The 21,949-nt window shown below is 61.7% G+C and carries 24 protein-coding genes and 1 pseudogene; 14 read left to right on the forward strand and 11 right to left on the reverse strand.

What is annotated here, in order from left to right; all coding sequences use genetic code 11:
- Positions 1-1,015: 1,015 nt before the first annotated feature.
- Positions 1,016-2,669, forward strand: a pseudogene (locus PJL15_RS20350) (RecQ family ATP-dependent DNA helicase).
- Here PJL15_RS20350 and PJL15_RS20355 read toward each other — a convergent pair.
- The 3 genes from PJL15_RS20355 to PJL15_RS20365 are packed head-to-tail and all read right to left on the reverse strand — an operon-like array spanning position 2,666 to position 4,872.
- Positions 2,666-3,166, reverse strand: coding sequence for a hypothetical protein (locus PJL15_RS20355; protein ID WP_281452949.1), 501 nt, complete (start codon positions 3,164-3,166; stop codon positions 2,666-2,668). The pseudogene PJL15_RS20350 and the gene PJL15_RS20355 overlap by 4 nt on opposite strands.
- Before the next feature lie 22 nt (positions 3,167-3,188).
- The gene (locus PJL15_RS20360; RefSeq protein WP_281452950.1) at positions 3,189-4,109 is read right to left on the reverse strand and encodes an NAD(P)H-hydrate dehydratase; all 921 of its coding nucleotides are present in this window, start codon (positions 4,107-4,109) and stop codon (positions 3,189-3,191) included.
- Positions 4,087-4,872 carry a histidine phosphatase family protein gene (locus PJL15_RS20365; RefSeq protein ID WP_281452951.1) on the reverse strand — a complete coding sequence of 262 codons (786 nt, stop codon included), beginning with the start codon at positions 4,870-4,872 and terminating at the stop codon, positions 4,087-4,089. Before PJL15_RS20365 ends, PJL15_RS20360 begins: the two co-directional genes overlap by 23 nt.
- 126 nt (positions 4,873-4,998) lie before the next feature.
- Here PJL15_RS20365 and PJL15_RS20370 point away from each other — a divergent pair, with 126 nt between their 5' ends.
- On the forward strand, positions 4,999-6,294 hold the full coding sequence (locus tag PJL15_RS20370) for an NAD(P)/FAD-dependent oxidoreductase (protein ID WP_281452952.1): 1,296 nt from the start codon (positions 4,999-5,001) through the stop codon (positions 6,292-6,294).
- On the opposite strand, the gene PJL15_RS20375 is transcribed toward PJL15_RS20370, so the two are convergent.
- Complete coding sequence (locus PJL15_RS20375) at positions 6,280-6,564, reverse strand: DUF3040 domain-containing protein (RefSeq protein WP_281452953.1); 285 nt, start codon at positions 6,562-6,564, stop codon at positions 6,280-6,282. The genes PJL15_RS20370 and PJL15_RS20375 overlap by 15 nt on opposite strands.
- Positions 6,565-6,705: 141 nt before the next feature.
- Here PJL15_RS20375 and PJL15_RS20380 point away from each other — a divergent pair, with 141 nt between their 5' ends.
- Positions 6,706-7,167, forward strand: a complete 462-nt coding sequence (locus tag PJL15_RS20380) for a GatB/YqeY domain-containing protein (protein ID WP_281452954.1) — start codon at positions 6,706-6,708, stop codon at positions 7,165-7,167.
- A 10-nt stretch (positions 7,168-7,177) separates the two neighbouring features.
- On the opposite strand, the gene PJL15_RS20385 is transcribed toward PJL15_RS20380, so the two are convergent.
- The 7 genes from PJL15_RS20385 to PJL15_RS20415 form a co-directional block, all read right to left on the reverse strand.
- Positions 7,178-7,909: a DUF72 domain-containing protein gene (locus tag PJL15_RS20385; RefSeq protein ID WP_281452955.1), complete on the reverse strand. Its 732-nt coding sequence runs from the start codon at positions 7,907-7,909 to the stop codon at positions 7,178-7,180.
- A gap of 104 nt (positions 7,910-8,013) precedes the next feature.
- Complete coding sequence (locus PJL15_RS20390) at positions 8,014-8,442, reverse strand: hypothetical protein (RefSeq protein WP_281452956.1); 429 nt, start codon at positions 8,440-8,442, stop codon at positions 8,014-8,016.
- 384 nt (positions 8,443-8,826) lie between these two features.
- Positions 8,827-9,297, reverse strand: a complete 471-nt coding sequence (locus PJL15_RS20395) for a hypothetical protein (protein WP_281452957.1) — start codon at positions 9,295-9,297, stop codon at positions 8,827-8,829.
- 262 nt (positions 9,298-9,559) lie between these two features.
- Positions 9,560-10,204: a hypothetical protein gene (locus PJL15_RS20400; RefSeq protein ID WP_281452958.1), complete on the reverse strand. Its 645-nt coding sequence runs from the start codon at positions 10,202-10,204 to the stop codon at positions 9,560-9,562.
- Positions 10,201-10,725 carry a DNA/RNA non-specific endonuclease gene (locus tag PJL15_RS20405; protein ID WP_281452959.1) on the reverse strand — a complete coding sequence of 175 codons (525 nt, stop codon included), beginning with the start codon at positions 10,723-10,725 and terminating at the stop codon, positions 10,201-10,203. The genes PJL15_RS20400 and PJL15_RS20405 overlap by 4 nt, the downstream gene beginning before the upstream one ends.
- A 248-nt stretch (positions 10,726-10,973) precedes the next feature.
- Complete coding sequence (locus PJL15_RS20410; RefSeq protein ID WP_281452960.1) at positions 10,974-11,192, reverse strand: hypothetical protein; 219 nt, start codon at positions 11,190-11,192, stop codon at positions 10,974-10,976.
- Between the two features lie 107 nt (positions 11,193-11,299).
- Complete coding sequence (locus tag PJL15_RS20415; protein ID WP_281452961.1) at positions 11,300-11,779, reverse strand: MarR family winged helix-turn-helix transcriptional regulator; 480 nt, start codon at positions 11,777-11,779, stop codon at positions 11,300-11,302.
- Positions 11,780-11,918: 139 nt separating this feature from the next.
- On the opposite strand from PJL15_RS20415, the gene PJL15_RS20420 reads away from it, so the two are divergent.
- The 11 genes from PJL15_RS20420 (at position 11,919) to PJL15_RS20470 (ending at position 21,937) form a co-directional block, all read left to right on the forward strand.
- Complete coding sequence (locus PJL15_RS20420; protein ID WP_281452962.1) at positions 11,919-12,857, forward strand: SDR family NAD(P)-dependent oxidoreductase; 939 nt, start codon at positions 11,919-11,921, stop codon at positions 12,855-12,857.
- Positions 12,858-12,859: 2 nt separating this feature from the next.
- Positions 12,860-13,750 (forward strand): amidohydrolase family protein, encoded by an 891-nt coding sequence (locus tag PJL15_RS20425; protein ID WP_281452963.1) that lies wholly within the window; start codon positions 12,860-12,862, stop codon positions 13,748-13,750.
- Between the two features lies 1 nt (position 13,751).
- On the forward strand, positions 13,752-14,963 hold the full coding sequence (locus PJL15_RS20430) for an acyl-CoA dehydrogenase family protein (RefSeq protein ID WP_281452964.1): 1,212 nt from the start codon (positions 13,752-13,754) through the stop codon (positions 14,961-14,963).
- A gap of 34 nt (positions 14,964-14,997) precedes the next feature.
- Positions 14,998-15,453 carry a MaoC family dehydratase gene (locus PJL15_RS20435; protein ID WP_281452965.1) on the forward strand — a complete coding sequence of 152 codons (456 nt, stop codon included), beginning with the start codon at positions 14,998-15,000 and terminating at the stop codon, positions 15,451-15,453.
- Positions 15,454-15,513: 60 nt separating this feature from the next.
- Positions 15,514-16,839 (forward strand): MFS transporter, encoded by a 1,326-nt coding sequence (locus PJL15_RS20440; protein WP_281452966.1) that lies wholly within the window; start codon positions 15,514-15,516, stop codon positions 16,837-16,839.
- Between the two features lie 10 nt (positions 16,840-16,849).
- Positions 16,850-18,400, forward strand: coding sequence for an o-succinylbenzoate--CoA ligase (gene menE, locus PJL15_RS20445; RefSeq protein WP_281452967.1), 1,551 nt, complete (start codon positions 16,850-16,852; stop codon positions 18,398-18,400).
- A gap of 248 nt (positions 18,401-18,648) precedes the next feature.
- On the forward strand, positions 18,649-19,116 hold the full coding sequence (locus PJL15_RS20450; RefSeq protein ID WP_281452968.1) for a DUF805 domain-containing protein: 468 nt from the start codon (positions 18,649-18,651) through the stop codon (positions 19,114-19,116).
- Between the two features lie 152 nt (positions 19,117-19,268).
- A complete protein-coding gene (gene lhgO / locus PJL15_RS20455) occupies positions 19,269-20,468 on the forward strand; it encodes an L-2-hydroxyglutarate oxidase (RefSeq protein WP_281452969.1) in 1,200 nt (399 codons plus the stop codon).
- 63 nt (positions 20,469-20,531) lie between these two features.
- Entirely contained in the window at positions 20,532-20,747 is a 216-nt protein-coding gene (locus tag PJL15_RS20460) for a hypothetical protein (RefSeq protein ID WP_281452970.1), read from the forward strand.
- Positions 20,748-20,872: 125 nt separating this feature from the next.
- Positions 20,873-21,175 (forward strand): DUF4193 domain-containing protein, encoded by a 303-nt coding sequence (locus PJL15_RS20465; RefSeq protein WP_281452971.1) that lies wholly within the window; start codon positions 20,873-20,875, stop codon positions 21,173-21,175.
- Between the two features lie 216 nt (positions 21,176-21,391).
- Positions 21,392-21,937 carry an AMIN-like domain-containing (lipo)protein gene (locus tag PJL15_RS20470; protein WP_281452972.1) on the forward strand — a complete coding sequence of 182 codons (546 nt, stop codon included), beginning with the start codon at positions 21,392-21,394 and terminating at the stop codon, positions 21,935-21,937.
- The last annotated feature ends 12 nt before the right edge of the window (positions 21,938-21,949 follow it).

Genomic DNA, 21,949 nt, shown 5'->3' on the forward strand with positions numbered 1-21,949 from the left:
GGCGACGGCGGCTGCGGTGCCGACCAGTGCGACGGAGGCGAGGATTTTGCCGGAGGTGGTTTTGAGGCTGATGGCCATGGGGATCAGTGTCCTTTCGGGTGGCCACCGTGAGACCGGCCGGCCTGTTCTTTTCAGCCTGTGTGGCTGACAGGAATTACTTTGCCGGGCCTGGATCAAGAACAAATCCTGTGTTCGATCAGCACTTCCTCAGGAAAACCTCAAGAAAACCGCAGGGCCAGGAACGGAGGTTGAAGAGCCCATCGGCGGGGTCGGGCCATTGCCCGTTCTTGAGGGCAACCAAAGGGGGCCTTGACGATTTCTTGAGCCACGTCGCGGAAAGTAATAGGTGCAAGGGCTAACAACGCGCGGAAGCTACCGTCGCGCCGGCGGAGGGAGGGGGACCACGGTGAAGAATCAGGCGAACAGATCTCGCCGGCTCTGGGCTACGTCCATAGCTGCCCTCGCTGCGTGTTTCCTGATCGGTGCCCCGGCGGCCTACGCCGCCTTCGACACCAACACCACCGCCACGGTCCTTGCCAGTGCGTACACCATGACGGCTCCAACTGGGAATTCCATATCTGCCAGCTGTGACTCGGTGGGGAGCAGCGGAAAATACCGTCTCAGGATTGCGATAACAGCTACTGGCACCGAAGCCCGGGCGAACTATTACGTTCTCAGATTGATCAGCCCTACCGGCAGTGTCACAGAAATCGACCTCGTCGCTGGCGCGGCTCAATACGATTCCGGGGGTGCACAAGGTGTGGCACGCGGTACTTGGAAGTACTCCGTGGAATCCCAGTACCGTGTACCCAACTCGACCAATGTATGGTCCAGCAGTGCCGTTCCATCGACGATAATCTGCTGACCCGGAAGCCGACTGGACGCAGCAGCCCCATCGGCAGGGTTATCCACAACCCGAATGCGGAAGGCGAGGGTGGGCTCCAGATCGCGCTAGGCTGGAGATCTCGGCTGATGCAAGTGGCCGCAGGAACCACCAAGCGGAGCCCTGTTTTCGATGTCAGCTGACCTTGCCCTCGCCGCCCTTGCGGCGTCCTCCTTTTCCCTTTCTGAGCTGCGCGATGGCCAACTCGCCGGCATGCGTGCCGTTGCCCGGGGCCGCGACGTCCTGGCAGTCATGCCAACCGGCTATGGAAAATCCGCCACCTACCAGGTCGCGGCACTGTACCTTCACCAGCAGGCTCAGAGCCCCGCCGTCGTGGTTTCACCGCTGATCGCGCTGCAGGAGGACCAGATTGAGGGGCTCGCCGAGCATCTTGGCGACGGCGCCGCAGTCGCCATAAATTCCTCCCGGAGCGATTCGGAAGTGGAGGAGGCCTGGCTGGCGGTCGAATCGGGCCAAGCGGTTTTCCTTTTCCTCGCGCCCGAGCAACTGGCCAAGCAGGACACCGTGAAACGGATCGCAGCGCTGGGCATCTCCATGTTCGTGGTGGACGAGGCACATTGTGTATCCGCCTGGGGACACGATTTCCGTCCTGACTATCTGGAACTGGGCAACGTCCGCGAGCAGCTGGGGAATCCGCCGGTCATCGCGCTTACCGCAACAGCATCCCCGCCGGTGCGGGACGAAATCGTGCAGCGGCTTGGTATGCGGGATCCCCTGATCCTGGTCCGCGGGTTCGACCGGCCGAACATCAGCCTCGCCGTTGAAAGGCACCAGGAGGACAAAGCCAAGCGCAAGGCCGTTGTGGAGCAGGTGGTGGAGTTGGCCCGGACGGAGGGCTTGGGGCTTCTCTATGCCGCCACACGGAAGGACACCGAGAACTACGCCGCCAAGCTGACGGCACAAGGCCTGCGCGCGGAGGCATACCATGCGGGGCGGTCGGACGCTGACCGCGAGGGCATCCACGAGAGGTTCCTGGAGGACCAACTGGACGTCGTGGTGGCCACCACCGCTTTCGGCATGGGGATCGACAAGCCCAACGTGAGGTTCGTGGTGCACGCCGACATTCCGGAGTCCTTGGACTCCTATTACCAGGAAATCGGCAGGGCGGGGCGTGATGGCTGTGCCGCTGCGGCGATCCTTCATTACCGGGCAGAGGACCTGGGGCTGCGCAAGTTCTTTGGTACCCATTCCCCGGACCCCGAAGCCCTGAAAACTGTGCTGAAGGTGATCAAGAACGCCGGTGGGCCAGCCCCGAAGTCCGCGCTGGCGGAGCTGACAGGACTACCGGCACGACGCATCACCGGGTTGCTCAACCAGTTGGAAGAGGCGGGCGCGGTGAAAACCGGCAAGCGGAACCAGGCTTGCTTCCAAGGCGAAACCGACCACGCTGGTGAATCGGGCGGTCGAACTTGCCGAGGCACGGCAACGCGTTGACCAGTCCCGCCTCACCATGATGCGGGCCTACGCTGAGACGGACGCTTGCCGTCGCCAGTTCCTCCTGGGCTACTTCGGGGAGGAACTGGCGGAGCCGTGCGGTAACTGCGATGCCTGCGCTGATGTCCGTAATGATGACGTGGTCCGGGGCAGCCATTCAGCTGCCGAGCAAAAGTTCCCCTTGCAGTCCACCGTGATCCACAAGGACTGGGGTCCCGGACTGGTAATGCGGCACGAGGACGACGTCATTACTGTCCTGTTCGAACAGGAGGGATACAAGACTCTGTCCAGTACCGCCGTCGTCGAGCATGAATTGCTGAAGCCCGCTTAGGCGGGGGCGGGGGCGGGGCGCTTACGGAAGATCGTGACCAACACTGCGGCTGCCAACGCCGCCGCACTCATCAGGCACAGCAACCCACCCCACGGTGCATAGTCACCACCGGAGATGAAGAACGCATCGGCCAAAGCCATTCCGGCGGAAAATGATGTGAAGAAGTAGATGGGTGCTCCAAGAGCCAAGATCAAGAGGTCCAGGATTACAACGATTCCCATCCGTGCGATAACCCGCGTTGCAGTCAGCAGAACCACAACGGCGGCAAGAAGCGTTCCAATGCTCCACCACGTCACAACTGCCGCAATGGAAATGGACTCGTTACTTCGGGCCAGACCCTCATGGATCTCCTCCAGCGTGGCACCCGGAACAGCGGCGAGAGGGTTCCACACCAGGATCTGCAGTGCTGCAGTCACTGCATAGGCGGCTATTCCAACCAGCCCGAGCAAGCTAGCGGTGACCCGCAACGCATGAGCGTTCTTTTCTGTTGTCCCCATGCTGGGAGCCTATCCGAGGACTTCAGGTATTCAGTTCCAACATCAGCGCCGGCAGTTCGTCGGCAAGCTCGCGGGCCAGGAATCCGAGCGGACCCAACTTACTGGCCAGGCGATCCGCGGCGGCCGCATGCAGGTGGGTGCCCCAGCAGGCGGCCTGCGCATTGCTGGTTCCACGGGCCCTGAGCCCCGCAATCGCCCCGGCCAGGACGTCCCCACTGCCCGAGGTCCCCAATCCGCCGTAGCCAGTGGTGATCTTCCAAAGTTCGGACTCCTGGCCTTTGGTGGCGTGGGGTCCCGCGATGAACCCCTGGCAGCTCACTACGGCATCAAAGCGCCGGGCAATGTCGGCCACGGCAGCTTCCAGATCCTCGACTTCCCTGCCCAGCAGCACTCCGGCCTCCGTCGGATTGGGGGTGAGGATCAGGCGGCCACGCCATGGTTCCAGCAGATCCTCAACTTTCCCCAGCGCTCCGAGCGCATACGCGTCAAGCACGACGGCGGGACCTCCCTCGGCTTTCGAGTCACCGTCGGGTTCCTCCCGTTCCAACAAGGCCCGGAGCAGCGATTCTGCGAGTTCGAGGTCGTCCAGGCCCGGGCCAACCAGCACGGTGTCGGCGCGTTCAAGGTAAGAGGCGATCCTGTCCAGTCCTTCGCCCGTCAGAGACCCGTCCGCGCTTTCCGGCAGTCCGAGCGACCCGCACTCCGGCAACGCAACGCCCACCTGCACTGCGGCGGATTCGGCGACGGCCAACGATATTTTGCCTGCCCCGGCCCGCAGGGCCGCAGTCCCCGCAAGGATGGCCGCTCCGGGGGTCGCCCTTGCACCGCCAATCACCAATACTGCTCCGCGGGAATACTTGTCGTCGCCTGGGGCTGGCAGTGGCCAGTCCCGAAGAAGCGACGGGGTCACCAGGGTGGGCTCACTGCGGGTGGACACTGGCATCTCCGGCGTGCTCGGTGACGGTGACGCCCTGTTCCGTGAGGTGGTCGGCAACATTGAAGCTCTCCAATTCCCAGGGACCGGCACCGGTGGGACGCACATACCGCGTGATGGAGGCATTCAGCACTGATGTAGTTGCGGCGAGGTCCAGGATTTCCTCCTCGGACATGCCCTCCAGTACGTACCGGACAAGGAGGATCACGGCGTCGTGGCAGACCAGCATCACCCGCTGGCCTGTTCCCAACGTGTTGAGTTCGTCCAGGACGGAGCGGAGCCGGAGCGCAACGTCCGCCCACGATTCGCCACCGGGTGGCCGGTAGTACAACTTGCCGAGCCACGACCGGCGTTCGGCTTCACCTGGGTAGCGGTTCTCCACTCCCAAGCGTGTCAGCCTGTCCAGGATGCCCAGTTCACGGTCACGGAGGCGTTCGTCGGTGAGTACCTTCACGGGCCATCCGGCGGTTTGGACGGCGATCTCCGCGGTCTGCCGGGCGCGGGCGTAAGGGGAGGAAACGACGGCGTCCGGCCTCATGTCTTCTGCAATGCGGGCCAACGCGATCCCCAGGGCCTTGGCTTGGTCCTGACCGGTTCCCGAGAGGTTAACATCAGGGTCCCTTGCGGGGACGTCGATGACCTCCGCTCCCGCCAGCCGTGCCTCGGTGGCCGCCACGTTTCCTTCGCTTTCACCATGCCGGACCAGCAACAATTCCACGGCACCAGCTTCCTGCACCGCGTCTGTCAGACCGTCCTCGTTCACAAAAGCCACCCCTTTCGCGTGCGTTGCCGAATGCAGAACACTACCCACTGCGTACCCACCGGTCCAGAGAATAAACGCCCGACGCCGGATCGGGAACCTCTGTTGCCCGGACCGCCAGTGAAGTATGTTGCTCGCATGAAAGACACATACCAAGTCATCGTGGTCGGTGGCGGCTTTGCAGGCGTTGCAGCAGCCCGGGAACTCGGTCGCAAGGGTGTAGAGGTCTTGCTGATCGACTCTAACAACTACCACCAGTTCCAGCCCCTGCTCTATCAGGTGGCAACCTCCCAGATTGGCGTATCGGCGATTGCCCGGCCGCTCCGTTCGGTGTTCCGCCGTCTGAAAACGGTCAAGGTTCTCACCGCAAAGGTGGAATCGGTTGATGCCGCACAACGGACTGTGACGACAGCTGACGGTCAGACCCTGCGGGCCGAAAAGCTGGTCCTGGCCGTTGGGGCAGTCCCTAACTTTTTCGGTACCCCGGGCGCGGAAGGGTTGGCCTATCCTCTCTACTCCGTTACTGACGCGACCAGGCTCGGCGCGGGGCTCACCCGATTACTGGACGAGGCTGATGGAAACCCGGACAGCCATGTGGATGTTGTGGTGGTTGGCGGGGGACCGACTGGCGTTGAAACTGCTGGGGCCATGGCCGAAAACGTCAAATATGTAGTCCAGAAGTACTTTTCGCCCGAGCTCGCGGCCCGGTGCCGGGTGCATCTGGTGGACATGGTGCCCAGCGTGTTGAACATGTTTTCGTCCAAATCCCAGAAGTACGCCACCGAGCACCTGAAGAAGGTGGGCGTCCAGCTGCACATGGGCGTCGGGGTTACCGAAGTACGGCGGGACGGTGTGACGTTGGCGGACGGAAGCTCCGTACCGGGACAGATCGTCGTGTGGGCCGGTGGCTTGAAGGCCGGCGACATCATTGCCGGGTCGGGACTGGCCCAGGGGAGAGGTGGGCGGATTGATGTCAACCCGGACCTGACTGCGCCGGGCGTAGAAGGCGTCTACGTCATTGGCGATGCCGCCAACATCACGGACTCCACGGGTGCCAAGCTGCCGCAGCTGGGTTCGGTGGCGCAGCAAGCAGGAAAATGGGCTGCCAAAAACATCCTTGCTGAGCTTGCCGGGGGCAGCCGGACCCCGTTCCGATATGTCGACAAGGGCTATATGGCGATGGTGGGTCGGGGTGCTGCCGTGGCAGAACTCGGCCGAAAGCGCATCCAATTGCAGGGAATTTTCGCGTTTTTATCCTGGCTTCTAGTCCACCTCGCGCTGTTGTCCGGACTTCAGCAAAAGATCCGGGCGTTGTTCTCCTGGCTCAATGGCTACCTCCTCCACAGTCCAGCCCAAGTGGCGGTCAGCAGCCCGCTGAAGATCGAACCTCCCGAACAGGCACCGCCGGGGGCGATCCCGTCAAAGGAGTCGTGACGGGGCTTGCTTCTTGTAGTTGCGATGGGAGAACACCGCGTGGACCACAAGAAGGATGCCGGCGAGGGCAAAGGGAATGACGTGCAGGGGTATCGCCAGCAGCACCAGGAGGACTCCCGCAGCGGCGGCTATGACATCCCGGATGCGCGGGTGGACGGGGGTGCGCACGGGGACGCCTGATTCCAGCTGACGGGCCAAGTCGGGATCCTGGATGAAGAGTTCTCGCTCGAGCTGTTCCAGGACCCGGCGCTCCCGTTCTGAAAGGGGCATGGTGGGTTCCTCCTCAGCGCCAAGTATTTCAATTAGCTAAGCATGCTTATTATTCCGTTCGCAAGCATTAATTTCACGGCATTGAGCGGCCTGCGGGTTCAGCTGGGAAGATGGCAGGAGGAATCCCGAACAAGGAGAAGCATGACACTCAAAGAACGCCTGAAGGCCGACGTCGTCGATCACATGAAGGCAGGCAACAAGGTTGCCCTGACCACGGTTCGCAATGTCCTGGGTGAAATCACCACGCGCGAGAAGTCCGGCAAGACGCCGGTAGAACTCGACGACGCCCAGGTTACCTCGCTGCTTCAGAAGGAAGCAGCGAAGCGACGGGACACGGCGCGCATCTACACCGAGGCCGGTGAAACCGACCGCGCAGCTGCCGAAGTTGCCGAGGCCGAGATTATTGAGGCCTACCTTCCCAAAGCGCTCACCCGTGAAGAAGTAGAGGCCATCGTGGACGAGGCCATAGCGGCCCTGAAAGCCGAAGGCCACGAACTGTCCATGAGGTCCATCGGCGCTGTCATGAAACCTGTGACCGCACAGGTGGCAGGGCGCTTCGACGGCAAGACCGTCAGCGAGATCGTGCGCGGTCGCTTGGCGTAAACGTCGCAGGTCAGCTGACCCCAAGCAGCCACCGCAGAGTGTCAGCGTTACGCACGGCGTTACCACCGCCGTCGTTGTTGAAGTAGGCGTAAACGTCCTTGCCGGAGCCGCTCCACTCGCGGATCCTGTCCGCCCACCACCTCAAATCGTCCTCTGAGTAGGAGCCTCCGTAGAGGTGCTGGTGATCCGGGCCGTGCAGCCGGATGTAGACGAACGGGGCGGTGGCGCGGAGGATGCACGGCAGGTTGGCGCCGCTCATGATGCAGTAGGCGGCCTGGTGGCGTTCCAGGAGCGCGTACACGTCCGGGTGGTCCCAGCTGTCATGCCTGAACTCGACGGCGACTCGGATCCAGTGCGGCAGGGCGGCCAGGAAGTAGTCGAGCCGCGCATCGTCGCGTTCAAGATCTGGTGGGAGCTGCGCCAGGAGTACGGCTCTTTTGTCGCCGAGTTCGTGCCAGCAGCGGACGATCCGTTCCACCCACACCTCTGGGCTGTATAGCTTCTTGGCGTGCGTAAGCCCGCGCGGCGCTTTGACTGACATTGCGAATCCCGCCGGTAGCCGTTCCCGCCAACCTGCGAAGGTGGTATCGCGGGGCCAGCGGTAGAAACTGGCATTCAGCTCGACTGTGTTAAAACGCGCTGTGTAGTGGGCCAGGCGCTTGGCCGCTGGGAGGCCCTGGGGATAGAGCACGTTCTCCCAATGGTCGTAGCTCCAGCCCGAGGTGCCGATGTGGATGCCCATGGTGAGGATGGTAGCGGGTTATTCCTGTTGGAGCAGGTCATGCGAAGTCCGGCCCAGCCGGTTCCGTTGGGTTGTGAATGGCGTTGGTTGCCTACCTGAGGCATCTAGCCGCCGAAGAGCTTCTTGCCGATTTTCGCGAAGACGCCGGGTTCTTTGGAGGGGTCAATGATTTCCGGTTCAACAGCGAAGTCGGTGCCGGTGGGGGTGACGGGGAGTCGTTTGTTGGCCCAGTCGACTGTTCCGAGTTCCGGGTTGTAGACCGGTGGGGTCATTTTTTCGGCGCGGAACACCGTCCACATCCACTGCGGGATGTTGTCCACTGTGCGCGGGAAGGCCTTGAGGTCCTGGAAGAGTGTCATTGCGTCCGCGGGGCGATCCGGGACGGTTGTTTCATTGGCGGGTCTGAGGAGCTCGGCGTCGAAGACCTCAAGTTTTCCGTCGCGGTCCGGGTAGAGATAGACATTGCAGCTAGTCCAGGTTCCAATACCCTGGATGTAGGACTCGCGGCGTACTTCCTCGAGCCAGTCAATCATCGACTCTTTTGAAAACTCCAATGCAAAGCTCCGGGGCCTCCAGATGCCGTCCCTCAGGATCTTCTCAGTCTGTTGTGACCACGCCTGATGAATGATAGAAGTGCTCACCACCTCTTGGGCGCCGAAGCCTAAGGCGCCCTCGGCGAAGCCTTCAGCCTGCAGCCGTTGAAGACCGCTGGCAACTTCATCTCCGGACTTCACTGTTCCTGTCACCACTCCAATGCCTCCTCAATGCGTCGAGCTTGGAAGAATGCTATTTCCGGCCCGGAGCCAGCAGTTGACATTCGTTCTATCAGGTTGCACGGCCTTGGACGTTGAAACGCTTCCTGCTGATTTGGCTAAATATGCACAGGATGCCAGACATACCCGGCTTTGATTTCAAATTCAGCCACCAGCTTGCGCGCGACCCTCCTGCAATTTCTGCTTTAGCCAACCTAAAATCATATCCTCACTGCGGTGGTACTTCTCCTGGTCCCGGACGTAGGCAGCACCACCGACGGGAAAATCCCACTCAGGCTCGTCGTCATAGTTGTATTCTGCCGAGGCGCTGCCAGCCGCCGTAACAACCATCTTGATGCTGAACCACGTGCCCAAGCCGGGTTTATAGGCGGCCATGCGTAGCTCCTTCATGGCTCGGGATAGTTCGTACGAGCCAGCCGCATCGTTGAACGCGCCATCCGGTGAAGAAAATCTTCCGTCCGGATTGAATATATGAATCCTCTGTTCGTTTGTTGAAGCTGTAACGTTTGCAATATATCCAACCCGTTCATCGCCCGGGCCTAGCAGCCCGTGGAGAAGTCTTCCCAAGTTGTTCAATGCGTCACGCTCAGCGATAACCCCGCCTGGATCTTTCATGAGTTCCATCCTGATCTTCAGTCGTGGCTAAACTGTCGCGCCTATTTTCGGTCATCATTGGCCGGGCGCTTAGCCCGCCGCGCGGCCGTTGGGGTTGCGGCGTTGACTTTCCTGAAGACGACTTCATACTCCTGAACGGCTTCCGAACTCCATGTCTTCAGGACCGCCAGAGTGCCGCCCCTCGGCTGGCACAGGTCAACCAGCGGGTCTTCCGGAAGGTAGCCGGTGTCGGCAGCGAAGTAGGTGAGCGCTCCGACTGCTTTCAGCCGCCGAAGAGCTTCTTGCCGATTTTGGCAAAGACGCCGGGCTCTTTGGAGGGGTCGATGACTTCCGGTTCGGCGGAGAAATCGGTGCCAGTGGCGGTGACGGGGAGTCGTTTGTTGGCCCAGTCGACTGTTCCGAGTTCCGGGTTGTAGACCGGTGGGGTCACGCCTTCGGCGCGGAACACCGTCCACATCCACTGCGGAATGTTGTCCAAGGTGCGCGGAAAGGCTTTGAGGTCCTGGAAGAGCGTAAGGGCGTCCGCAGGACGATCCGTTAGGTTGCCGTGGTTGTCTCGCTCGATAAGCTCGATATCAAAGGTCTCCAATATTCCTTCCCTGTCCGGGTAGAGGTAGACCTTGCAGCTCGTCCAGGTTCCGGCTCCCCGCTCGTAGGACTCACGTTGGACATTTTGAAGCCAGTAGTCCATGGATTGAATGGAAAAATTGAGAAACCCTTCCGCGTAACCCCAGACGCCGTTCCGAAGGATGTCTTCAGACCGGCTTGAGCAGGCTTGATGGACGACAGAAGTGCTTATTACTTCCTGGGCATTGAAGCCCAGGGCACCTTCAACAAAGGTTTCGGCCTGCAGTCGGTGCAACCCGCGGCGCACACTCTCGCTGTCAATCGGCCTTCCAGACGTCATTCGCGATCATCCTTTGTTGACGGAAGATTAGGGAACACCTTGGTCTTTCTCTTCTCATGGCCGAACTGGTGATCGACAATTACGGCCGACGGCAGCCCGGGTTTTGGCCCGGGGACGGCTTCTACCTTTAGGTGTAAGTCTAGGGGTTGTCCGGTGTCGATGCGGTGGAGAGCTTTTGTCATGAGGTCTCTTTCGAGTTGGAAAAAGGCCTGGGTGTTGGCGGGCGCGTTGGGGACTCCGTGGCCTCTGTTTTGGAACATGAGTTGGGCGAGGAGATGGGCTCCTTCGCCAGGGCCGGCGAAGAGTGAGGCGATGAGGTGGCCGCCGTCGTAGCCGGGTCCGCCGACACGTAGGCCGGCGAGTATTTGCTGCCATGCGTTGCGGTTGATGACGCCTTTGAGAAGCCCGGTGATGTGTGCCTCGACGCTCTTGGGCTTGGCGAAGTCATCGGTGATGATCGTGAAGTGGTTCTTAAGACCCCCGTCGGCTGTTGCCACTACGTTATAGGTGACGTTGGGCATGCGCTTGTTTAGTTCGGTGGACCAGGCCCCCTGGATGCCGGCGAAGGTGTCTACGCGCTCGACCCGACCCGTCGCATCCGTGTAAAGCGCTCAAATGTATCGGCTGTAAGGCCACCCACGCTGTCCGCATTTTAGTGCAGTGGTCGACGATGTACTCGGTGTTGGGCTGTAGCCGCTTTTGGCCAAGTCGACTACTTTGTCTGGATACTACCCAACCGGCGGTGCGACTTACGGCGACTGAGGGTTAGCTAGTGCCGTTCGCTGGTCCTCGCCATCAAGGCCTGGAGGTCTTCGGCGACCTTTGCTACCTCACGTTGCCTTGAGGTGCGGGCAGGTTCTGATCCGTGGGTTGTCTGCCGGGCCGGCCGGTTGGCTGTGCGGGTTTGACGGTGAGCCTGCGGATCTCGGGCAGGTGCGTCAACGGTGACGGCGCCCTGCAGGGGATCGTGGAAGAGAGGGAAGTTCATGGTCCCTGATCCTGACACAAGCGGACGGCCGCCCGATATGGACAATTGCATACCGCCTGCGCAGGCCACTGTGCAGCTGTCCATGAGGCTGTGTCAGCCCCGGGGATTCACGAAGTTTGGTTGGAAGGCGGACCCCACAGCGCCTTCTTCAGCAGCGCCCTCAGCTCCGCGTTCTCTTCCTCACTGAGCGCTGCCAGCTGAGTTTCCTCGCACGCTTCCAGCGCTGCCCGGGCCTTGTTGTGGATCCGCCGGCCTTCAGCCGTAGAGACGATGATCTTCGCACGCCGGTCTTGCTTCCCTTGGGCCCGTTTGACGAGGCCCCGGTGTTCGAGGTCGTCAACCAGGCTGACTACCTGGCTGGGGTCCAGGCTGAGGAAGTCGGCGAGCTCGCGCTGCGTGGGTTCCAGCCCGCTGCAGGCCAGTGTCAGCACGGAGAAGGAGCGCTCCCTGAGTCCGTAATCCGCCAGCGCCTTGTTGTTCAAGAGGGAACCCGTGGCGTGCAGTTTGGCCAGCAGGAGGCCAACATCGTTGCCGATTTTGGCTTCGGCCAGGCGCGGGGTTTCCACTTCGGTGCTTTGCGGGCCCATGACAACTCCAATAGTAATGAAAAACAATCGTTGACTTTTTCAATGATCCGTATTCTCATTGATCATGACAAGGATCTCACGTTGACAGGGGATCGGGCGCACCGGCTTCGGCCGGTTACTGCATGCGAAGGAGCACGCCATGAGCTTGAACGGCAAGGTTGCAATCGTTACCGGGAGTGGGCAGGGTCTTGGACTCGCTTACGCGAGGGAGCTCGCCCGCCAGGGTGCCGCCGTCGTTATCAATGACGTGAACGCGGAGACCGCCGCTGAGGCTGTCGCGCAGATTGAAGCCGATGGCGGCAAGGCCACCGCCGTGGTGGTTCCGGTGGGTACAACGGACGCGGCAAAGGCGTTGGTGGCGGGCGCTGTCGAGGCTTTCGGGCGTTTGGACGTCCTGGTCACCAACGCCGGGATCCTGCGCGACAAGAGCCTGCTGAAGATGACCGACGAGGATTTTGACCTGGTCATCAACGTCCACCTGAAAGGCACGTTCACGTGTGTCCGTGAGGCCTTCGCATACTTCAAGGAAAACAACATTCCCGGCCGCATCATCACCATCGGCTCGCCGACCGGCCAGCGCGGCAACTTCGGGCAAACGAATTACGCCGCTGCCAAGGCCGGGATCGTGGGCATGGTCCGTACCTGGGCTCTGGAAATGAAGAAGGCCGGCGTCACCGTGAACAGCGTGATCCCGGTGGCCGCCACTGCAATGACCAAGACAGTTCCGTACTTCCAGAAAGCGGTGGAAGCAGAGGAACGCGGCGAAGCGATGCCGGCGTTCTTCCGCCACGACCTCGGTTTCGGAACGGCCGACGACGTCGCCGGACTGATTGCCTTCCTCGCCTCGGATGAGGCAGAGGGCATTACCGGCCAGGCGATCGGTGCCGGCGGTGACCGGCTGCAGGTCTGGACCCACCCGACGGCGGCGAGCACCGAGTATCGGGAGGGTGGCTGGAGCTATGAGGCCCTGGTGGAGAACGCCGGATCGCTCTTCGGCCCGGCGGCCTTGCAGAGCGTTGGCGAGGAATTCGTGCCGCTGCCCGAGGAACTGCAGCCCGAACCGGCGCAGGCGCACTGATCATGGCCACCCGTTACGAACTTGGCATCGACGCCGGGAAACTGGACGCGATCGATATGCACGTCCACCTCGAAGTGGACAGCTGCGGCCACGGCTCGCTCCCGGATGCGTTGACGGAGGCCTCGGCGAAGTACTTCAAGGCTGAGGACCGGACCCCGTCGCTGGACAGGATCGCGGAGGTGTACCGCGAACTGAACATGGCCGCCGTCGTCTTTACGGTCGATGCGCGGACGCAACTGAAGCACGAACCGAACAGCATCCCGGAACTGATCGAGGGGGCTGCGCGGAACAATGATGTACTGATCCCGTTCGGCAGCGTGGATCCGCGCATGGGGGAGGACGCGATCGCCGGAGCGAAGCACCAGGCAGTGGAGCTCGGCGCACGCGGGTTCAAGTTCCACCCGTCGTTGCAGGGCTTTGATCCATCCAATGAGCAGTTCTACCCGCTCTGGGAATCGCTGCAGGAACTGGGGCTGCCCTGTATTTTCCACACCGGGCAGAACGGTATGGGTGCGGGCCTGCCGGGTGGCTATGGGATCAAGCTGGCGTACTCGAACCCGTTGTTGCTGGACGCCGTGGCAGCGGATTTCCCGGGCCTGCAGATCATCATGGCCCACCCCTCGGTGCCATGGCAGGACGAGGCGAACTCGATCGCGACGCACAAGTCCAACGTGTTCATCGACCTGTCCGGGTGGTCGCCGAAGTACTTCCCGGAGTCGCTGGTGCGTTTGTCGAACAGCGTGCTGCAGGACAAGGTCCTATTCGGCACGGACTTCCCGCTGATCACGCCGCAGAAGTGGCTGGGCGCGTTCGCGGACCTGCCGCTCAAGGACGAGGTCCGCCCGAAGATCCTCAAGGACAACGCCGTCCGGCTGCTCGGGTTGGGCGGCTGAAATGGTGACAAGCACGACGACGGAAGCCGGCGTGGGTGCCCGCCTTTACTCCGCGGCGGACTGGTACGACGCCGAAGCGCTCCTTAGCGACGACGAGCGCGCCGTGCTGGCCCGGCTGCGGGACTTCCTGGACACCGAGGCAAAGCCCTTGTTGGCCGAGTACTGGGAGCGGGGAGAATTCCCGGAGCAACTGGCGCAACCGCTGATCGACCTTGACCTGATGGAACCATTCGCGGAATCCGCACGGGGCATCTACCAAGGGTTCCGGATCTTCGAGCTTGCCCGCACGGATGCCTCGCTGGCCACCTGGTACACCGCCCAGGCAGGGCTGTTCCGGACCGCGATCCGGGTGGGTGCCTCGGAGGAGCAGCAGAAGGAGTGGATGCCCGAGGTCATCGACTTCTCGCTCAAGGGCGTCTTCTCCCTGACCGAGCCCGAGCACGGCTCTGACATCGCCGGTGGACTCGCCACCACCGCCCGCTTCGACGCACAGCTCGACGGCGGCAGCTGGGTTCTGGACGGCGCGAAACGCTGGATCGGGGGAGCCTCCACGGCCGATGTACTGTGTGTGTTTGCCCGGGACGTCACCGATGGCCAGGTCAAAGGATTCCTCGTGGACCGCACGGCTCCCGGGGTGAACCTGGAGAAGATCCACGGCAAGGCCTCGTTGCGCATGATGCAGAACGCCCACATCACCCTGAATAACGTCCGGGTCCCCGAGGCCATGCGCCTGCACAACGTGAACTCGTTCAAGGATGTTGCCGCGATGCTGCGGGCCATGCGCTCGGACGTCGCGTGGATCGCCACGGGTATCCAAGCCGGTGCGTTCGAGGCCGCTCTGGCCTACGTAAAGAAACGCCAACAGTTCGGCAGAAACCTGGGTTCGTTCCAGTTGGTGCAGGAAAAGCTGGCCCGGATGCTCGGCAACGTCACCGCATCACTTTCACTCGTGGTGCGCCTGACCGAACAACAAAGCCAAGGCACCTACCGGGACCAGGATTCCGCGCTGGCCAAAATGCAGACATCCCTCATGATGCGCGAAACCGTCGCCCTGGCCCGCGAAGTCGTGGGCGGCAACGGCATCACGCTCGCCGCCGACGTCGCGCGTTTCCACGCCGACGCCGAAGCCGTCTATTCGTACGAAGGCACCCACGAGATCAATGCGCTGATCATCGGCCGAGCCCTTACGGGCGAAAGTGCTTTCACCCGCTAACCCGCTCTGACAACACAACTACCAGGAGGCAACGATGCCCAATCTCGTCGTCGATTTCGACACCCTGCTCACCATGTCCGGCAAGGACCTGGGCACCACCGACTACCGTGAAATCACCCAGCAGCAAATCAATCTGTTCGCCGACGCCACGGACGATCAGCAGTGGATCCATGTTGATCCCGAGCGCGCGAAGGACGGACCCTTCGGCGCCCCGATCGCCCATGGCTTCCTCACCTTGTCCTTGATCATTCCCTTCTGGGGCGAGCTGTTCGACGTCGAGGGCGTCACCACCAAGGTCAACTACGGCCTGGACAAAGTCCGCTTCACGTCCCCGGTCAAGGTCGGCTCCAAGGTCCGCATGAGCGGCAGCATCGCCGAAGTCACCGAGGTCAAGGGCGGCGCCCAGATCAAGGTCAACGCCACCATCGAAATCGAAGGGCAGGAACGCCCCGCCGTCGTGGCCGAGTTCCTCGCACGCTTCTACAAATAAGCCGCTTCTACAAATAGACCCTTTTTCAAACCACAGTCCCTCCTCTTCGAAGGAACAGCCATGTCAGGACACACTGCACTCGCATCGCCGAGCACGGCCGCAAAGCGCAAGGAAGCGCGCACGGTCATCTTGTCCAGCTATCTGGGCAGCACCATCGAGTTCTACGACTTCCTGCTGTACGCGACGGCGGCAGCTGTTGCCTTCCCCAAGGTGTTCTTTGCCGGAACGGATGAGTGGGTAGGAGTCGTCGCGGCCTATGCAACGTTTGCGGCAGGCTATGTTGCAAGGCCACTGGGCGGCATCATCTTCGGCCATTTCGGTGACCGGATCGGCCGCAAGGGGATGTTGATCATCTCCATGGCCATGATGGGCATCGCTTCCACCCTGATTGGCCTTATCCCGGGCTCCAGTGTGATCGGACCCTGGGGAGCCGTGCTTCTGGTGGTCCTGCGCGTCTGCCAGGGCATCGCCGTCGGCGGTGAATGGGGCGGCGCCGCGCTCATGGCGTTGGAACATTCCGATCGCAAGCGGCGCGGCTTCGCGGCGTCGTTCGTGAACGCGGGTGCGCCGACGGGTGCCGTGCTCGGCACCGTTGTCATGGGCATCTTTTCGGCCCTCCCGCAGGACGCCTTCCTGGCCTGGGGTTGGCGCGTTCCTTTCCTGCTTTCGTTTGTCCTACTGATCGTTGGCATGTTCGTCAGGCTGCGGGTTTCCGAAAGCCCGATCTTCGCCGAGGCCGTGGCCAAGGAAAGTGCCCGGGGGACCAAACGGAGGATCCCGCTCCTGGAGGTGCTGAAGCGTCCCAAGGCCCTGATCATGATCATGTTTGCCGGAGCCGCAGGATTTGGCCTCCAGGTAGTGCTGCCGACGTTCTCTGTCACCTACGCAGTTTCCAAGGGTGCTCCCCAGCAGGGCGTGCTCTATGCCTTCGCGGGAGCTTCGGCCATCTCCATCCTGTTTGTGCTGCTCGGCGGCCGTTTGTCCGACCGCTTCGGTCGCCGTCCAGTAATGGTCACCGGTCTGGCCTTGTTCATCCTCTACCTGGTCCCGATGTTCGGGATGCTCAGCTCAGGCAACATCGCCCTGATCTTCCTCGCGTTCACCGTGGCCTTGGTCCTGCACTCATCCCTTTACGGCCCACTGGCAGCGTTCGTTTCCGAGCAGTTCGGGACCACCAACCGCTATACAGGCGCGGCCGTGGGCTATCAATTGGCGACGTTGATCGGTGCGGGCTTCACACCCGGAATCGTTGCCGGACTTTACAAGGATTCCGGCCAGAGCATCGTCCCTGTCGTAATCTTCCTGTCCGTCATGTCGCTGGTGTCAATTGTCTTCATCCTGCTGACGCGGGAGTCTAAGAACAACGACCTCTCAACGGTTAGTTAGGAATACGCACATGGACAACAACGGAGTTGGATCCTGGATGCACCGCCGCCGCAACAAGTCCGGACCAAAAACGGCGCTTGTCTCCGGTGACCAGGTCATGAGCTACCGTGAACTGGCCGACCGCACCGACCACCTGGCCAACGCCCTCAAGGACAGGGGAGTCGCCAAGGGCGATCGCGTGGCGTATCTCGGCGAGAACCACCCTTCGTTCGTGGAAACCTTCTTTGCCTGCGGGCTGGTCGGAGCAATCTTCGTTCCGCTGAACACGCGCCTGGCCGCCCCTGAGCTGCAGTTCCAGCTACAGGATTCGGGCGCGCGGCTCCTGGTCAGTGCTGCCGCCCTGGACACCGTCGCAACCGCCGCGGTGGCAGACACCGCGGTGACCCATCGGCTTGTAGTGGCGTCCGACGACGACCCTGAAGGCGCCGCTGTTAAGGTGCGGTCCGGCGTCGAACGTTATGGCGAGGCAATTGACGCCGCGGACGGGACGCCGCTGGACACTGTGGTGACCCTGGACGACGCCGCCATGATCCTCTACACCTCCGGCACCACCGGCAAGCCCAAGGGTGCGCTGCTGACTCACGGCAACATCACCTGGAACTGCATCAATACCGTGGTGGACATGGACCTGTGCCGGAACGACGTAGCGCTCATGATTTCGCCGCTCTTCCACGTAGCGTCCCTGGACATGGGTTTGCTGCCCATGCTGCTCAAGGGCGCCACCGTGATCCTCGAAGCCAAATTCGACGCCGGACGCGTCCTGGAGCTGGTGGAGCGGCATCACGTGACCACCCTCAATGGCGTCCCCACCACTTTCCAAATGCTCTGTGACCATCCGGAATGGTCGACGGCGGACCTCAGCTCCCTGGACAAGCTCACCTGCGGCGGTTCCGCCGTCCCGCAACGGGTGCTGGACGCCTACGAAGCACGCGGTATCGGCTTTACTGCCTGCTACGGAATGACCGAAACTGCGCCCGGCGCAACCATGCTGCCGGTCGCCGCTTCCAAGGACAAAGCCGGCTCGGCAGGGCTACCGCACTTCTTCACGGACGTGCGGATCGTTGACCCGTTCGGCGGGATCCTGGGAGCCGGAGAAGTGGGCGAAATCCAGATTTCCGGGCCGAACGTCATCAAGGAATATTGGAACCGCCCCGAGGACACGGCGGAAAGCTATTCCGATTCGTCCTGGTTCCGATCCGGTGACATGGGGAGCCTGGACGAGGAAGGCTTCTTGTTCGTTTCAGACCGGCTCAAGGACATGATCATTTCCGGCGGGGAGAACATTTATCCCGCAGAGGTGGAAGCAGCCATTGCAGAGCTCCCGGCTGTCGGGAGCGTGGCCGTGATCGGAGTGACCGACGAGAAATGGGGTGAAGTGCCCCGGGCAATCGTCACCCTCAGGGAGGGCGCTGCATTGACCGAGGAACAGTTGCGCTCGCACTTGGACGGCAGGCTGGCCCGTTACAAGATCCCCAAGTCCGTGGTTTTCGTGGAGGAGATGCCGCGCACTGCAAGCGGGAAGATCAGGAAAACCGACCTGCGGAAGCATTACGCGCGGTAGCCCTAACCCAACGCTCGTTCACATCCCACCCGCTTGAGCCGGACGCTCGTTCACATACCACCCGCTTGAGCGGGACGCTCGTTCACATCCCACCCGCTTGAGCGACTGTGGGGCCGACATAATCCGTCAATGGGCTAAATCCGGGTTAACTTTGTCCATCGAACTGCCTAAATGGCGTTCGGGGCATTACGATTGGGTCGACTCGTCTCTGAGTATGCATTTATCACAACGAACCGGGGGATATTCCAATGAGCTACCCGCAACAACCGCAACAGACCCAGCCATATGGCGCACAGGCCGGCGAGCCGCCGCTGTGGGCTCCTTACTACGGCGCGCCGATCGGTGCCGCTGTCCAGCGTTTCTTCAAGAAGTACACTGCCTTTAGCGGCCGCGCCAGCCGCAGTGAATACTGGTGGTGGACCTTGGTGAACGCGATTGTTCTGATCGTGCTCAATATCCTCATGACCACTGGCATCTCTGTCGATTCAGATGGAGTTCCGGCTCTTGGCCCGGTCTATGTTATTGGCCTTATCCTTGCCATCGTCTGGGGCCTTGCGACGCTGATCCCCGGGATCGCCTTGGTTGTCCGTCGCCTCCATGACGCCAATCTGAGTGGATGGCTTGCATTCCTGATCGTCATTCCTTTTGCTGTCCTGGTCTTCGCACTCCTGCCGTCCAACCCGGCTGGCCAGCGTTTCGACCAGCCGACTGCGTAGTAACCCACGTACCACGTAAAAGGGGCGGCACCCAGTGTGCCGCCCCTTTTGCGTGCCCACGGCCAGAGTGCCACGGCCTGCGTGCCCGCAAGCCACTTGCGTGAAATGCTGTGACTGACGCGGACCAGCCCCAACGATGAGGAGTGCCAGTCATGAAGACGATCAAACGCTGTGCCGTGGTGGGAGGCGGAATCATCGGCGTCGCGGTTGCCAGGGAACTCGCCAACAGGCTCGACGGCGCACAAGTCACCATCTACGAGAAGGAAGACCGGCTCGCCGCCCACCAAACAGGCCACAACTCCGGGGTGGTCCACGCGGGCCTCTATTACGAACCGGGTGGGCTGAAAGCACGGTTGTGCCGCAGGGGAGTGGAGCTGCTGCGGGACTTCTGCGCCGCGAAAGCCCTGCCGTACGAAGCCTGCGGGAAGCTTGTCATCGCGCAGACGGCCGAAGAGCAAGAACGCCTGGACAACATCTTCGTGCGCGCCACGGCCAACGGTGTTCCTGGAGCGCGGATGCTGCGCGGCGACCAGATACGCGAGGTGGAGCCGAACGCCGTCGGACTTTCTGCTTTGCACTCGCCGGAAACGGCGATCGTTGACTACACAGCAATCACCGAAGCGCTCGCCGACGACGTCCGCAGCTCGGGTGGGACCATCCTGCTGGGGCGGGAAGTGACTTCGCTGGAACAGCAAGCAAACGGCGTGGTGGTCCATACGAATCAAGGCGCCGAACACTTTGACCTGGTGGTTGCTTGCGCGGGTCTCCAGTCGGACCGACTGGCGAAGACGACGGGCGAGCCGCCAGTTCCCAGGATCGTGCCGTTCTTTGGGCAATACTTCCTTCTGGAACGTGCGGCGCGCGAACAGGTGAAGGGCCTCATTTATCCTGTCCCGGACCCCAAGCACCCATTCCTTGGCGTGCATCTCACCAAGCGCATCGACGGCGAAATGATGCTTGGCCCCAACGCCTTCATTTCGTTCGGCCGGGAATCCTATGGATGGAAAGATGTCCGGGTCCGGGATGTCCTTGATTATGCGCTGTTCCCGGGCTTCTGGAATTTTGCGCGGCAGAACGTGCCGTCCGCAGTCCGCGAATTCCAGACGGTGCTGAGCCGGAAGAAATTCATCCGCGAAGCAGTACGGTTTGTGCCCTCGCTGGAGGGGGCCACGGTTCTTCCCGGCACCCGGGGCGTCCGCGCCCAGGCCATGAATGGGGACGGATCGCTGGTGGACGACTTTGTCATCGCACGACGCCGGGACACTGTTTTGGTGCGGAACGCACCGTCTCCCGGGGCTACTTCCTCCATGGCCATCGCGGAGTACATCGTGGAACAGGCTTTGCAGGACTGAGAGTTAACAAACCGGTGACCATCCGGAAACGGCCCCCACATGCCGGGTGGATAGCTTGGGCCCATGATCACATCACTGGCCGCACTGGCAGCCCGCATGGGGCAAGCCTTCGGGCGCTGGATCGAGGCGGCATATGTCCTGGATTGTGTTGGGGGCGAAGAGGGCGAACCGCGTGGGACAGGTCAGGATTGGACTTGGTTGCCTGCCCTGAGCGGCGTCACCGTTGCAAGCGCCCAGGCCATCCAATCCCACGCAGGGCGGGTCCCGAAAGCCATGTAGGAAGCGCGTTGGAAGCTGCAAATGTTGCGTTGGGCACACTTTTCGTTAATGCCGGGTAGTATGCCCTAAACTGCTTCACTGAGGTGCCGGAATAGGCACTATGCAGCAACGAAAGCGAACCCTCAATGGCTACTGATTACGACGCCCCGCGCAAGACAGAAGAAGAGTCTCCGGCTGAATCGCTTGAGGCCCTGCAGGCGTCCCGCGGGGGCAGTGCCCAGACCGCTGTCATCGACGTTGAGGACGTCGATACTGCCGAAGGAATCGACCTTCCCGGCGCGGATCTTTCGGGCGAGGAACTGACTGTTGTTGTGGTCCCGGAACAGTCCGACGAATTCACGTGCGGTTCCTGTTTCCTGGTCCGTCACCGGTCCCAGATCGCGCTGGAAAAGAACGGCCTCAAGTTCTGCAAGGACTGCGAAGGCTGAGTAACGCGTTGGTCACGTTATCTTCGGTCACGAAAACGTGGCAGATGCGGCCCTAAAGAACCCTGAATTGCCCTTCTAAACGGCTTCCAATGACTCTCCCGTGATCAGCCGGGGGTCCCCTTAACGGTTATGCGCCGAAGCGGCCACAACCCGCACGATTCCTCACCTGCACTCCTAGAGTTGAAGTATCAACTTCGCCTGAAGGGGGCACAAAAAATGAGGAAAATTGGAGCGGGCTTGGCGGCGGTTTTGGCAGCTGCCGGGCTCGGTCTAGCGGCGCCGGGGCCAGCCTCGGCGGCATCGTATTGCGGTATCACCTGGGGCTCGTTGGCCAAGGCTGATCCGGATATGAGTCCGGCCAATGTCACTGGTGTGCGCACGGGGGAGCAGCCGTGCTTTGACCGCCTGGTGATCGATATGACCGGCAAAGTTGCCGGCTATTCCGTGCAATACGTTCCGGTGGTGACGCTGGATCCCAGCGGATTCCCGGTGCCGATGTTGGGCGATGCGGACCTGCAGGTGATGGTCACAGCGCCTTCCTATGACCAGCAGGGGCAGCCTACTTACCTGCCTGCGGCCAAGGCTGAACTCTCGAACGTTTCCGGTTACCAGACGTTCCGTCAGGTGGTTTACGCGGGCAGCTTCGAAGGCACTACCAGCGTCGGCCTGGGTGTCCGGGCCCGGCTTCCGTTCAGGGTCTTCACTTTGGACGGACCCGACGGCGGCTCCCGGCTTGTGGTGGATGTTGCCCATCACTGGTAGCGCCTGAGCCTG

This window comes from Paenarthrobacter nitroguajacolicus, from assembly GCF_029952445.1.
Taxonomy (GTDB): domain Bacteria; phylum Actinomycetota; class Actinomycetes; order Actinomycetales; family Micrococcaceae; genus Arthrobacter; species Arthrobacter nitroguajacolicus_B.